Genomic DNA, 13,511 nt, shown 5'->3' on the forward strand with positions numbered 1-13,511 from the left:
ATATTACGCATGTAAAGTTGAGTATAAAAATTTAACATTACCAATTACATAGCGCTTGAACATCCGCTTTGGCTCTATTAGAAGTCTGTAAAGCCACTCAAGCCCCATATTTCTGATAAATGAAGGGGCGCGTTTCACTTTACCACCAAGAAAATCAACTATTGCCCCACCACATATAATTAATCCTTTATCTAACTCTGTGGTTAACTGCATTGCCACCATTTCTTGTTTTGGCATTCCCATCGCAAGCAAATAAATATCAGCTTGCACAGATTTCGACAGTGAAACGTAATCTTCGGCGCTTGCAAAACCATTCTTTACAGCAACAACTTCTAGGCCTAGTTTTTCAAAAGCGGGTTTAGCTGATTGAAGGATTTCATCGCTAGTACCAAAGATTGCAAGTTTCAGCGGTGTGGAGCTTTGCGATGATTTGTTAGCCAAATGGCTTAATAATTGAGGAATGAAATCAGTGCCATTTAAATTAAAACCAAAATCCATGTTTAAATTTTTAAATAACAATTTGACCCCTATTCCATCTCGAAAGACAAAATCACTATTCAAAAGGTGCTGATAAAAATCTTTATTTTGTTTTGCTAAGTTGAAACCGTGAGCATTAGCAAACGCAACAGTCACCGTTTTTTTGGCTTCTAATGCATTTTGAATGGATTGAATAGCTTGTTCTGGTTGAGAATAAATAGTTAATTTCTCAGCTAAAGTTTTAAAAGTTGAACTCACGTAAAAGCCTTTAGTTTTTGAATGACGAAATCAGCGCGGTTATCCCAGCAATTATTTTTCGCAAAATTGATGCGAAAGTGTTTTTTCGCTACTGTGTTTGTCGTTAATTCATATGAAATTTTTTGAATAAATTCATCTACCGAAGAAGTAACAGACAGGTAACCCTTTGTATTCTCATCTACATCGCAATTGGTACAAACGACAGGTAGACCATACGAGAAAAACTCATATACCTTTAACGGGTTGCGATATGTGTTAAATGTGTCGAATGAATATGGACAAATGCCAATATCAAAAGTAGAGATTAACTCGCTTAATTCTTCATAAGGCACATAACCTTTCTCGATAATATTTGAATGGCTATCAATAACCTCTTGCGCCTTAGCATTCGATACCGGACCAACAAGCACTATCTGATATTGAGGGTACTGTGTGGCAATTGATTCAAGTATTTCACTGCTAAAACTGTTATCAATTTGACCAATAAATCCAATAGTGACGCTATCTTTAACCACTATATTATTAGGTACATTCTGGTTAATTAAGCTTCGAGATATTGCATTTGGATAGTAGAAAGAATGACTGCGTTTAACATTTTCCTGTTGAAGTAACCTATTACTGGTAAATAAGCTTACTAAGCTGGTATTTATACATTGTTCGACAGTCTCATCAAATCGCTCATTCCGGCCGTAAAAATATCCTTTATCATCTTTATAGTTATCGTATTGTAAATACACTAAATTGTCGGTTGGAAGGTACAAAAATTGATCTGGTTTATATATCCAGTGAAATAATGAGGATTGTGAAATATCATTCTTCATTCGATATAGCGTTAGCTGACATAAGATTGGCAACTTAACAAATAAAAACAGCAAAAGACTATGCTTAAAAGCGATAGACAGAGGCAATAATGTATATAACTCTTGTTCAGTTACCTTAGATGAGCTTTTAGCGAGCGCGTTTTTATTGTTACGAGAGCCTAAAAAAACCTTGGTCGATTAAAGAACGTACAACCACCATCCAACTTTTCTGAAATTGCCTCGACTTCGCGTTTTCTATGATAACTTGAGAAATCTTCAGAAGTTGAAAAGAAAAATATGTGCATTTTATCGCCCTGAAGCTATTCCATCATTCACAATCAAGCCGCGATAGAATCCGAGCATCCAATAAAAACCGCAAACATACATAAATGGGCTGTAAATAAGTAAGTTCGGAACACTAAAGGCATACTTTAATTGACGAACGTTAATACGAGTCACTTTAGCTAACATCAATAATGGCAAGATCATCGCCATCAAAATTTTCCATAACACTTTTTCTGAGTGATTACCGTAACGAATGAAATATAGGTTATTACCCGTTATTGAAATCTTTTTAAGTACTTTTTTTAATGGAGAGTCTTGAATTTGATAACCAATAACATCAGGGGCTAGATATAACGTTTCACCATTAGAAACTAAACGTTCTGTTAACTCAGTGTCTTGCATTCTAGGTATATCTTTAAATCCACCGTAATTAAGAAACACTGACTTATCGAAGATCATAAATGCTGAGCTTAAATTACTGCGCTTTTTAACTTTTCGTGTAGATTGAGATTCATGATTGAAATAAAAGTGCTCTACGTTAGCTGAAAAGTCATTATTGATATCACGATTTAACTCTAAAGCACCGCCAAAATTATTGAATCCGTTAGTAATATTTCGGCGTATGTTAGCAATGGCATTTTGCTCCAAAACAACATCAGCATCAATAAATATTAAATGACTGCCTTTACTTGCTTTAGCACCGATATTGCGGCCTTCACCAGGGTTAAACCGAACCTCTGACTTGATAAAGGTAACAAACTGATATTTTTCACAAATACTTTTAACTTCATCGTGTGGAGAGCAATCAACCACGATGACTTCTACATTTTCATCCTTTTGACTATCTATTGATTGCAAGCAAGGATCTAGGTTCTTTTCTGCACAATAAGAAGGAATGACAACTGACAACATCATGTTTTTTGTACTCCAATGACTTCGTTATAAATTTTTTCTAACTTTACTATTTGTTTATTAAAGCAATGTCTTGTCTTAACTTGCTCAATCGCTGCAGTACTAAATGCCTCTCTAATTGATGGGTTATCAATTAAATAAATCAGTTTTTCGGCAAGTAATTGCGTATTTTTGGGTTCGACCACATATCCTGATTGATTATTGATAATGGCTTCGGGCATTCCGCCAGAGTCAAAAACAACTGCAGGGACCCCCATAGATTGCGCTTCTACAATGGTGAGAGCCAATGCTTCCTCTTGACCATTTTCGAGTTGGATACTAGGCTGACAATAAAGACTTGCTGTACTTAATTCTTGCTTCACCTCATAGCTTGAAAGACGCCCTTTCAATTTAATTTGAGGAGAAATGGCATTTGCTTGTTTTTTTAATGAATCATGTAAAATACCATCGCCGATAATGACTAATTCCCAATCAGGGTGATACTTTAATATGATTGCCATAGCATCAATTAAAAATTTCAGTCCTTTACACTCCACATTTCGTGCGACACATAATATCTTTTTCTCTTTATCAGCATTATTATTTGAAAAGTATGTTGTATCTACTCCAATATAATTGGTGATGATTTTATGTTCTGGAAATCCCTTTTTTATCAATTTTTGTTTTATAAAATTTGATACTGCAATAAATACATCACCATTATCAGCAAGTTTGCCCATATCCTTATGAAATTTATTTATCAGTTTTCCATGTTTTTTTGAATCAACGTGATCAAGAGAAATATCCACCCCATGAAAAGTTGTAATATGCGGAATACTATTTTTTTTGTTATACCAATTGAAGCATAGCCATTGTGCCCGAAATGACTATGAACAAGTCTGACATTATTATCTTTAAAAAAGCGACTAATAGATGGAAGCTTGATACCAAGCTTATAAATAATATCTTTTATTTTCCCGAATAAATTAGTATTTAAAACTAGCTCATTGTCACACCTTACCGATAATCCATCTGATAATTTTTCACTGACCAATACAACAGCGTTAAATTGCTGTAGGCCCTCGATGTGATTTTTTATAAATGTTTCAGAGTAAGGCAGGTACTTATTAGTATTAATAGCCACTGTTAACTTATTTGCTTTCATTAGAACGCCTTAAAAACGTGGTTAAGAAGCTCTTTTCAAGCAACATAATGAACGAACTATAAATCAATACACCTATAGCAATTGATGCCATTAACATGTAGAAATTATTTAGCACAAAGTTATCTTGTGCCACTAACACCAGTAATGACATAAAAAACAATGAAATAAACGTTTTAGTATGTATAGTGAACTGTTTTAAAACAGGTATATTTAATCGAACACTCATCTGATAAGTCGTAAATGGTAAATTAAACAAAGACCTAAACAAAATTGACATTACAACAGCATATAAACCTAAATATGGAATTAATAAGTAGCACAGTAATAGCGAAATAACGCTTGATAAAATATCAACTTTTAGCGTTGTTTTTGGTGTTAACAGCGCAGTCAAGACTGTTGGAATATACATCGTCGTTAATGACACAACAGTACAAATAGCTAATCCTATGATGATAGGAACTGCATCAATCCATTTTTCGCCAAATATCGTTAAAATTAAAGGTTCAGCAACCAACGCTAAGCCGACAAATAATGGGGCAAAAATTAACATCGACACTTTTGAAAACTTTATAAAATCAGCAAGTAGACAAGTCGATGTTTTATGTGCAGAAAAAGTTGGTAGTGCATAAGAAATTGCACCACTCATTAATGCAGTCCTTGGCATGTCCACAATTCGCCATGCAAAAGCAAATACACCAACGGCTCCTGCTCCGAGGGTTGCACCAATTAGTAATGGTAACCCTTTGATATACCCTTCCCAGCTTAATTTACGCAGTGCTACAGAGACACCTAAATGGGTAATGTTAATAAGCTCTTTGAAGTCCATCCGACCTGACAAAGTAATCTTTTGAGCATTAATTAAAAAGATAAGCCCGAAAAACTCAATTAAAATAGCTTGGATTACCATGGACATGGCGCCAAACCCTAACGTCACCCCTATTATACCTAAAGACGCTCCCAGTAATTTACCAATCAATAAGCGCTGAGATAATGACTTAAATGCATGTCTTCTGCGTAACAGCGCTGTATAAATAGCATTAAGAAACAATATTGGAATAAGCACAGATGAAGTAAGGGCTAATTGCTGATAATCAACACTCTCTGTCACCCAAAAGCTAACAAGAACGAGAAGCAAAGCAGTCAATAAGGATAACGTTAGTCCTCCGATAAAAACGGTATTAATTGCTTGCTCTTCGAGTTTCTTAACACACACCATTGGATCTTGAAATAAAGTACCAACAACCTGCCCCAAGCCCATAGATGCGGCTAAGACCATAGTTGCGATACCAATTTCAGTTGGCGTTAGAAAATATGCGTAAATAAAAAACGAGGTCATTGAAATAAATGACGCGCCGAGTTTTTCCGATATTATCCAAATGATAGAATAGAAACTTTTAGACAACTTAATCTCCAACTATATTAAGCGTACCAACGCTTAATATATCGCTCTAATTTTTTATATTTATTATCTAAAGCTTCACAATTCATTTGTAGCAACTGGCTTAAAATCAACCCATGTAATCTATCCGTTTTGATTGTTTTAAACCCAATAAAATAGCTATAGGCTTTATGTACCAATTTTGTATGCAAATTATTTACAAGAAATCCAGTTAAACCGCGAATATTAAGTCTATTGTTTTTCTTAATGATAAACTTGCTTATTTCAAATAGCCTATTGAGATGCTTTGGAATAATGTCTATCCAGTCAACAGATATTGCAGTTTCTGTATTGGGTGCCGCTTCAACATCTTTTCTTAGAAAATATAGCTTAGAATCTATAGCGGCTTCTGATGGGTTAAACGTTCCAAAAAGAACAGTCGCGATATCAGGACAAAGTGTTACTTGACTGACATTTTCAGACACAAACTGCTCAAAAGAGTGTTCATCTCTGACAAAAATGCTGAAGTTTCTACATGCTCTGTATAAGTCACAATCATCTTTAAACGTATTTAAGTTACTATAATGTATAGACTGCGGCATCAAAACAAATTGATTGTTAGGGAATTTAGACAGAGCTAAATGTCTAAAATTTTGATGTAAGGAGTAAATATCTCCGAAATTACCTCCACCTTGCAATACGCAAACAACATCTTCCTCAATTTGTAGTTTATCTAATCTCGCCGGTTCATAAGCTGAAATAGAATCAATGACTGTCACATTTAATAGTTTGAACAGTTCCAGTGTTCCTAGATATAGTAGGCTATCACCAACATTTAAATTTACAGGAACATCAAGAAACAAGACTTTTTTATTTTCAAGAAGTGGCTTAAAAACCGTCAGTAACTCTTCTTTTTGCTCTAGCAGCTTACTAACGCTGCAACTCACTTCAATCACTTTATAATTCCCTTAATCCGTCTTAAAATCCTTGTTGGTACACTGCCATCTGCACCAGGGGTATACTTCCTGTAATACTCTTCTGAATCAGGGTTAAATGCACATTCAGCAAGGTTAAAATAAAACTTATTTTTTTGATACATTTTAAAACCAGCATACGTTGCCTTTAATGTATCGATAGGCATCCCTTTTTTTAAGCCATCTATTTGCAATAGAAATGAATGAAACACGACGCTCAGCATTGGAGATTTCAGCTTTAAAGATAAATATGTTTTATTTCTAGCATGATAAGTCCAACGACCCGCATTCCATGCAACCCTGTGCTCAGCAGAGACCTTGTGACCAACGCCAATATTATGTAAATACTCTATTTCATAACCTAAATTGATGAACCGTCTCGATAAGTCAACTTCTTCATGGAGGAAAAATAATGAATTATCATAGCCATTAACTTGTTCAAAAGCAGATCTTCTGATTGCGTGACCAGCACCAACAAAACGCGTAGTAAAGAAATCCCTATTGGACCAATCAACGCTTGATAAACCATAAGACCAACTTGACTCATCATTACTTTCTGTACCAAACCTTTTTATATTAAAGGCAATAACAGCAGTTTTTGGCCTAGTATCATACGCTTTTACTACTTTTTCTAATTCAAAAGGCGTTAGAAATTCAGCATCATTATCAAGTGATACAATATAATCCCCGTTACCTAATTCCGAAGCTTGATTACGCCCTTCTGGTACCCCTGTATTCGTTATATTCTTTTGTAAATGAACATTTGGATATTCATTTACAAGCGTCTCAATATCTTGAACACATTCAATCTTGGAACCTTGATCGACTACATAAACATTTAAATCTATATTTTGTTGTTCTACTGCACTAATAATGGCTTTCTTAGTATCTTCTGCACGATCCCAGGAAAGAATAATCACATCAACTTTTTTATCAATTGTCATTTAAGGGTCCAGCTTATCCAAGTAAAAACTAATTTGAACTTAATTTATTCCCGAAGAAAATAAAGTCAGAATACTTATTTTTATTAAAAACAAACTCAATAATTATTGGTCCAAGAATACCGCTAAATAAGCTTGTAAAAATGATGAGTGATGTATTTTCTATACCAAGTTTATGGCTAACGATTCTCGTAGCAGCTGTAAAAAAAACATGAAACAGGAAAATGCTATATGAAAAGCGACCTATGGCACTAAATGTTTTTGATTTAAAATTAAACACATACAATAGAATACAAACAAGCAGGCTTATAAACACTCTATTCGCTCTTTCTAGCATTTCTGCAAACTCACTAAAAAAAGATGAGAAGCTATCAGCGAACAAAAACAAGTCAGCGTAATTTTGATTAACAGACTAAAATCAATACGAAAACGAGAGAATAAACAACCTATTAAAAAAAATGGCAATAAATAGAAAGCCCCCTCTATCGAAAAGTATTTTATGTTTACACCTAAAATGTATATAGAAGTCATGATGACTAATAATATAAGCCAGTAGGGTTTGACATTATTACTGATAGAAAAGAATAGCTTTTCAATTAACACTACAAACAAAAAAATGAGAAATAACGACTCAATGAACCAGTAATGCCCTACAGGTAAAATATGGATAAGGAACAGGTTTTCTTCACTATTATTACCAGGAATTAACCATTGAGTGATCGCAAATAACGTACCGACCGACAACATGGGCAGTAAAAGCCTTCTTGCCTTTTTAATTACAAAGTTATGATAATTTGCCGAAACAGGCCTTAATCCATAAACAAAACCAGCCAACAAACCAAAAAGTGGCATTCTTACATAGATAAAAATATCATTCAGTTCTCTTAAGAAACCGTTTTCAATTTTTAAACCATACTCTGGTGTTGATCCAATGACGTGATACAAGACCAACAAAAAACATGCTAACCCTCTTAGACAGCCAATGTTACTTTGAAATCTAGAATTGATTGTAATGGCCGCTGTCATTTTACACACCTTGCAAGGTTATTTGGCCACGCTACCGCCCCTGAATTTATAGCTTCCAGTGCGCTAGGAGTTCCAAATTTTGGTTATGCTACTTAAGAACAATCTTCTGATATCGAAAATTCTACTTAGTTAGTCGTTACTTAGCATGGCGATAAACTCTGAAAACCAACGCCAAATCACAACAAAACAGCAACAAAGAAACACAAAAAAAGATCTTGATGTAACACTTTGTCGCATACCGTTATATTTTAACGACTTAGCTATAATTTACTTTCTTGGCTTCAAAAAAGCGCTCATTATAGTCAAGTTTTTGACACAGGTGAAAGGTTATTTTTATTTTTTTGCCAATTAATCCTGTTTAGCTACAAACGATTATATTTTTTGTTTATTACGACTAGATTAAATTGCACTACAATGAGGCGCCAAAGCACCAATATTTTCTGCACCCTGTCCCACAAAAATAAAACACTAACTTTTTCAACAAGATAAATAGTTCAAAAAACTTTCTATTACTCAAAACCCTGTAAACGGTTATGCAATCAATACTTATGCCAACTCGCGAAATTATGGGGTTGAACAAAAAAATTATTATTATTGCTTATTAAATCCCAAAAGTTGGTATCATGCCCGATGACTTTTGCACATAATTCCGTCAATTTTTCGCCAAATACAAGGCACAACAAAGCGCAACATCAGTTAATTTTATGTGTTCAAAAATTTCTTTTACGTTATTTAATTACATAAAAGCGGCTACTAAAGAGTGGTTTAATTTAACATTTAGATGATAAATTCACCTCGACCAGAGGAAAAAGTGACAGATAACGCGGGTCTAATGTAGCAGACTGACTTAACAACAAGGTAAACACCTTGTTGTTAATTCTATGAATTCTGATGGGTTATATTGATGAGATAGCAATAAAACAGAAATATTTGTAACCAATACTAAAGTTTAAAATAACGAGAACTAGCTCAATAAAACAACCAGACACACTTGGCATGGCTGTGTAATATATTGATTCAATTACTATAAGTATGGTTTTTATTCTAATGCCGTTACGTTATGATTGTTTAGACATTCACTCAGTTAAGCCATCAATGATAAAAGTGGACAATCGTAAATTTGCTAATTAGTCGCAATATAAATCAACTTAGGCATTTTATTCAGTTGAAAATCAAAGCGCTTAGTGTTGTAAGTCTTATTAGTTTGACTTGCATGGCTACGGTTGCCGATTACTTTTTACCGACAATTTTTATCAAGACATTGAAACCCGTTATGGCATTAACAGTGTTCAAGATTTTAAAGACTGGCAACAATTGATTGAAGATGGTGAGAATTTAGATGACTTTAGCCGTCTCAATCTGGTAAATCAATTTGCTAATAGAAAGATAAGGTATCGATTAGATATTGATCACTGGGGTAAAAATGATTACTGGGCAACACCTATCGAGTCTTTAGGTACCCGAGGTGGGGACTGTGAAGATTATGCCATTTTTAAATTTTTTACTTTAAAGGCAATGGGGGTTGATGAGTCCAAACTGCGTTTAATGTACGTTAGAGCATTAACGATAAACGAGCCCCATATGGTTTTAGTCTATTTCGAAAACTTGAGAGACATGCCATTAGTATTAGATAACCTTAAAACTAAAATTTTACCAGCCAATAAAAGAACTGATCTGAAGCCGATATATTCATTTAATGGCCAAGGGCTATGGCTAGCAAAGGCTCAAGGTCTTGGTAATGCTAAACCGACTAGTACCGGTAATAAAAATTGGACCGAGTTACTCAAACGAATAGAACAAGGCGATTAAGAGGTATAACTTGAATTTTTCAAATGGACTTTCACTCAGAGCACAACTTTATATCTTGGTTTCAAGTTTATGCATTTTTACCTTGAGCGCGTCTTTATATAATAATGTGTCAAACATGCAAGATTATCTGAATGATCAGCTGGCCTCTCACGCACAAGGGGCTGCGTATAATCTAGGGTTATCTATTTCACCATACATGGATGAAGAAGGCTTAGTGACAGCAGAGATAATGACTAATGCCATTTTCGATTCAGGTTACTATCAATTTATCCGATTCACTGATTTTGATGACAATATTCTATTTGAGCGAACTAACCCAACGTTAGCTCACCGAGTACCACAATGGTTTATGAACTGGTTCACATTACAACCTCCTATCATGCAAAGTGAAGTGAGTGACGGTTGGCGATTGGCTGGGATATTAAAAGTACAATCTAATGCAGGGACATCCTACACAGCACTTTATGATCATAGTATCAGCGCATTAAAATCGACACTTTTACAGTTATTCATTGCCCTAATCTTTTCATACTTCATCTTAAAATCGGTGCTTATCCCGCTGCTTTCTATTGAAAAGCAAGCAAAAGAAGTGACTCAAAAACAATTTAATTTTAACCCTTCGAAGCCTTTTACAACTGAGTTACGTACTGTTGTCAATGCTATGAATACCATGGTTGCCAATATTCAGCGTTCCTTTTCTGAACAAACAGCACTTGCAGAACAGCTATCACAAGAAGTATATGTTGATTCGTTAACTCATCTCCCTAACCGTCGAGCACTGCTAAAAAGATTTGATTCGTTACAAGCTGAAGCCCAGATACAAGGGGATCGTTTTTTTGTCAGTTTAGTATCAATGCCCTCACTCCAATCAATTAATAGTAATGAGGGCTATGGCAGCGGTGATAGCTATATTAGTGAAGGATCGGAGCTGCTTTTATCTCTAAGTCATAATATAGAAGGTATCGATGTATACCGAATTTCAGGTTCTGAATTTGCAATTCTGGCTTATGTCACTGAAGAGATAGCAAATGAATTTAGCCAAAATATGCTAGATGCCTTCAACATTGCCAATTCCTCTCGTTTCGAAGAGGGTTTTGCTAACCAAGTTATTACTAAAGTGTCGTTAACCGATTCTTTTACCGACGTTACAAAGCGTTTAGATACATTACTCACACACGACAATTATTTAGCTTCTCCGATGACGTCCAATATTGCGACTCCCAACGAAGCACGTTCGCGCTCCGAATGGGTCAATATTATTTCTGAGTTCACTGACTATTATCAAAATGAAATAGCAAATGCGAGTAGTGCTGATTTCAGTATTAAATGCATCCCATTGGAAAAATTATTTGATCTCACTATGCAACCTGTAGTCGATAAAGATAATAATATTTTATATGTTGAGTCTTTTGTTCGCTTTAAGCATAACGGTAAAGAGCTTCCCACTGTTGATGTTTTCGCCATGGCAGAACGCCTTGGATTACTCGATAACTTAGAGCGTGCTGTAGTAAGCTTTATTTTTCTTAAACTACAACAAATTAAGCAAACTACTGTTGCCATCAACATCAGTAATACAGCCCTCCATGATGCTAACTTTCATCAATGGTTATTTACTTTATATCGCCAATTGCAACACCGCTTACCGCCAATTTTATTTGAATTTAATGAAACAGCAGCTATGGTATCGCTAAATTCCACGAAGCAATTTATCTCTCAGGCCAAAAGCGCAGGTATTGGGATTACGATCGAAAGATTTGGCTCTAGTTTGACCTCTTTCCAATATATAAAGAATATGGACATCGATTTTGTCAAATTAGATGGCAGCTATATCCGAGACATAGAGCAGGCAGATACGCAATTTTTCATTCAAACGGTGACACAGATTTGTCACGGCATTGGAATCGATGTTATTGCACCACAAATCGAAACAGAACAAGTATCACAGCACTGTTTACACATGAATATTGATGGCCTTCAGGGCAACGGTTTATTCGCTGTAAAGAATTTTAATCATATTGATGGACTAACAATCAATACTGCAACCATGCTAGACTTAGCAGACTTTAATTAATCTATTTATCGAGGAACGATAATGTTAAAGCAAAAATTATTAGCATTAGCTATATCTTCACTATGTATATCTGGAGCATATGCAGAAGTGAACCAAGAAGAATTCACTGCTGGTTTGGTCACTGCCTCTGCTGAAGGGAATTCCCCTGCACAGTACGCTCTGGCTCAAATGCAAAATAATCCTGCTGATAGTGCCGACATACTTGGTTTTGCTTTAATTGCTGCTGATAGCGATATGGCAATCGTTAAAAGTGTCCTAGCTGCAGCCCTTGAAAGTGGAATGGATCCAGATGAAATTCTAGCTATCGCGCTAGCCAATGGCATTGACCCTTCTATCGTTTCTGAGGTTATCGAAGAAACTCAAACTGCAGCAGGTGCATTTGCACTGGGCGCAGCCCCAACACCAGGTGCACTAGGATTAGGTGGCGGTTCTGGCGGTGGTGGCGGAACAATTTCGGGTAACTAATCGCCTTCCACAAAAAAACCTGCATTATGCAGGTTTTTTTGTACCATTTTAATATATAACTATCAAAACTGAATTAACTACATGTCCACATCGACAATGTAATGCCCCTGAAGCCAATTGCGACCAATAAGTAATTTGTAGGTCATTTTGCTTCGGTCCCTTAAGTTAACATCAACTTTGAATTCTTGACCTGGTTCACCAATGGTTAACGTCACCATATATCTAATTTCACTACCCTGAGCATTACGAATAAGTGACGTGCTATGAATTCTTGCAGTAACGTCTACTGTTTCATTTTTCTCATTCATGGTTGTAAATGTCACATCTTTACCGACATTGTTTTCCATGTTTTCTTTATCTTCATCTTTAATTCTTAAGTTTGTTGCATGAAGTGAATTCTCGACCGCACCAGTATCAATACGAGTATCAAACATCAAACCAGACTCAACAATGCTAATGCCCGCTGTTGGACCGATAAATTTCTTTTCTGAAACATCAACCACATACTTTCCTTTAAGCCAATTACGACCAATAAGTAGTTTGTAATCCATGGTTGTTCTATCTCGTAAATTAACCTTAACTTTACGAGTGTTATCACCAAACTTAATCGGTAACTTTACTGCATAACGTGTTTCTGTACCTTGAGAGTTACTTACCGTAGATGTACCAACAATTTCAGCAGTAACAACTTGCTTCTCGCCTTTTTCATTAAACGTAGTGAAAGTAACGTCTTTACCCACATTATCTTTCATTTTTGTTGCGCTGCCACCAGCAACAGAAATATCTAATGCATGTAATGATGAGTTCACTGCACCGGTATCCATTCTTGCCTCAAACACGATGCCATCAGCACTAACTGACATCATCTCAGTTTGTCCTAAGACTTGTTTGTCTACAGCAAAACTTGAAAAAGAAACTCCACCTATTAATAGTGCGGCAATGACAGATTTAAGCATTTGGATTCCTAATTA

At 35.4% G+C, this 13,511-nt stretch carries 13 protein-coding genes; 3 read left to right on the top strand and 10 right to left on the bottom strand.

The window, feature by feature from the left end:
- Positions 1-3: 3 nt before the first annotated feature.
- The 9 genes from ACGEDC_RS20545 to ACGEDC_RS20585 all read right to left on the bottom strand — a co-directional run bounded on the left by ACGEDC_RS20545 (position 4) and on the right by ACGEDC_RS20585 (position 8,195).
- Positions 4-735, bottom strand: coding sequence for a WecB/TagA/CpsF family glycosyltransferase (locus tag ACGEDC_RS20545; RefSeq protein WP_055023312.1), 732 nt, complete (start codon positions 733-735; stop codon positions 4-6).
- Positions 732-1,610: a glycosyltransferase gene (locus ACGEDC_RS20550; protein WP_394495476.1), complete on the bottom strand. Its 879-nt coding sequence runs from the start codon at positions 1,608-1,610 to the stop codon at positions 732-734. Before ACGEDC_RS20550 ends, ACGEDC_RS20545 begins: the two co-directional genes overlap by 4 nt.
- Positions 1,611-1,841: 231 nt before the next feature.
- Positions 1,842-2,735 (bottom strand): glycosyltransferase family 2 protein, encoded by an 894-nt coding sequence (locus ACGEDC_RS20555; RefSeq protein ID WP_394495478.1) that lies wholly within the window; start codon positions 2,733-2,735, stop codon positions 1,842-1,844.
- On the bottom strand, positions 2,732-3,547 hold the full coding sequence (locus ACGEDC_RS20560) for a glycosyltransferase (RefSeq protein WP_394498437.1): 816 nt from the start codon (positions 3,545-3,547) through the stop codon (positions 2,732-2,734). The genes ACGEDC_RS20555 and ACGEDC_RS20560 overlap by 4 nt, the downstream gene beginning before the upstream one ends.
- The gene (locus tag ACGEDC_RS20565; protein WP_394495480.1) at positions 3,472-3,876 is read right to left on the bottom strand and encodes a hypothetical protein; all 405 of its coding nucleotides are present in this window, start codon (positions 3,874-3,876) and stop codon (positions 3,472-3,474) included. The genes ACGEDC_RS20560 and ACGEDC_RS20565 overlap by 76 nt, the downstream gene beginning before the upstream one ends.
- Positions 3,863-5,278 carry an oligosaccharide flippase family protein gene (locus tag ACGEDC_RS20570; RefSeq protein ID WP_394495482.1) on the bottom strand — a complete coding sequence of 472 codons (1,416 nt, stop codon included), beginning with the start codon at positions 5,276-5,278 and terminating at the stop codon, positions 3,863-3,865. Before ACGEDC_RS20570 ends, ACGEDC_RS20565 begins: the two co-directional genes overlap by 14 nt.
- A gap of 17 nt (positions 5,279-5,295) precedes the next feature.
- A complete protein-coding gene (locus ACGEDC_RS20575) occupies positions 5,296-6,210 on the bottom strand; it encodes a polysaccharide pyruvyl transferase family protein (RefSeq protein ID WP_080915934.1) in 915 nt (304 codons plus the stop codon).
- Positions 6,207-7,172, bottom strand: coding sequence for a glycosyltransferase family 2 protein (locus ACGEDC_RS20580; protein WP_394495484.1), 966 nt, complete (start codon positions 7,170-7,172; stop codon positions 6,207-6,209). The genes ACGEDC_RS20575 and ACGEDC_RS20580 overlap by 4 nt, the downstream gene beginning before the upstream one ends.
- 327 nt (positions 7,173-7,499) lie before the next feature.
- Positions 7,500-8,195, bottom strand: a complete 696-nt coding sequence (locus tag ACGEDC_RS20585; RefSeq protein WP_394495486.1) for an acyltransferase family protein — start codon at positions 8,193-8,195, stop codon at positions 7,500-7,502.
- Positions 8,196-9,404: 1,209 nt separating this feature from the next.
- Here ACGEDC_RS20585 and ACGEDC_RS20590 point away from each other — a divergent pair.
- From ACGEDC_RS20590 to ACGEDC_RS20600, 3 genes are all read left to right on the top strand, one after another.
- Positions 9,405-10,004 carry a transglutaminase-like cysteine peptidase gene (locus ACGEDC_RS20590; RefSeq protein WP_394495488.1) on the top strand — a complete coding sequence of 200 codons (600 nt, stop codon included), beginning with the start codon at positions 9,405-9,407 and terminating at the stop codon, positions 10,002-10,004.
- 106 nt (positions 10,005-10,110) lie between these two features.
- Positions 10,111-12,075: an EAL domain-containing protein gene (locus ACGEDC_RS20595; protein WP_394498439.1), complete on the top strand. Its 1,965-nt coding sequence runs from the start codon at positions 10,111-10,113 to the stop codon at positions 12,073-12,075.
- A 21-nt stretch (positions 12,076-12,096) separates the two neighbouring features.
- Complete coding sequence (locus ACGEDC_RS20600; protein ID WP_055023322.1) at positions 12,097-12,540, top strand: hypothetical protein; 444 nt, start codon at positions 12,097-12,099, stop codon at positions 12,538-12,540.
- Positions 12,541-12,617: 77 nt separating this feature from the next.
- On the opposite strand, the gene ACGEDC_RS20605 is transcribed toward ACGEDC_RS20600, so the two are convergent.
- Positions 12,618-13,496 carry a RimK/LysX family protein gene (locus ACGEDC_RS20605; protein ID WP_055023323.1) on the bottom strand — a complete coding sequence of 293 codons (879 nt, stop codon included), beginning with the start codon at positions 13,494-13,496 and terminating at the stop codon, positions 12,618-12,620.
- Positions 13,497-13,511: the final 15 nt, after the last annotated feature.

The sequence above is a fragment of the Shewanella sp. ENK2 genome, assembly GCF_043568515.1.
In the GTDB taxonomy this organism is placed as follows: Bacteria; Pseudomonadota; Gammaproteobacteria; order Enterobacterales; family Shewanellaceae; genus Shewanella; species Shewanella japonica.

What these genes read in the sequence shown, in the direction of transcription:
- ACGEDC_RS20555 (WP_394495478.1), bottom strand. Translation starts at nt 2,735, where the DNA reads ATGATGTTGTCAGTTGTCATTCCTTCTTATTGTGCAGAAAAGAACCTA.
- ACGEDC_RS20565 (WP_394495480.1), bottom strand. Translation starts at nt 3,876, where the DNA reads ATGAAAGCAAATAAGTTAACAGTGGCTATTAATACTAATAAGTACCTG.
- ACGEDC_RS20580 (WP_394495484.1), bottom strand. Translation starts at nt 7,172, where the DNA reads ATGACAATTGATAAAAAAGTTGATGTGATTATTCTTTCCTGGGATCGT.
- ACGEDC_RS20585 (WP_394495486.1), bottom strand. Translation starts at nt 8,195, where the DNA reads ATGACAGCGGCCATTACAATCAATTCTAGATTTCAAAGTAACATTGGC.
- ACGEDC_RS20600 (WP_055023322.1), top strand. Translation starts at nt 12,097, where the DNA reads ATGTTAAAGCAAAAATTATTAGCATTAGCTATATCTTCACTATGTATA.
- ACGEDC_RS20605 (WP_055023323.1), bottom strand. Translation starts at nt 13,496, where the DNA reads ATGCTTAAATCTGTCATTGCCGCACTATTAATAGGTGGAGTTTCTTTT.